This window comes from Mycobacterium sp. UM_Kg1 (assembly GCF_000972925.1).
Lineage (GTDB): Bacteria > Actinomycetota > Actinomycetes > Mycobacteriales > Mycobacteriaceae > Mycobacterium > Mycobacterium hiberniae.
Genome location: NZ_JRMK01000397.1, coordinates 1 through 228, shown reverse-complemented (window position 1 = coordinate 228; position 228 = coordinate 1). Strand labels below are relative to the sequence as shown.

General features: G+C 63.2%; 1 pseudogene. It reads left to right on the top strand.

Annotated features, from left to right (window positions below):
• Positions 1 to 228: pseudogene (locus LI92_RS21700) on the top strand (type I glutamate--ammonia ligase); the annotation flags it as partial.

Genomic DNA, 228 nt, shown 5'->3' with positions numbered 1-228 from the left:
GCCCGCATCGACCCGTTCCGGGCCGCCAAGACGCTGAACCTGAACTTCTTCGTCCATGACCCGTTCACCCGCGAGCCCTACTCGCGTGACCCGCGCAACATCGCCCGCAAAGCCGAGAACTACCTCACCAGCACCGGCATCGCCGACACCGCCTACTTCGGCGCCGAAGCCGAGTTCTACATCTTCGACTCGGTGAGCTTCGACTCCCAGATCAACGGCTCGTTCTAC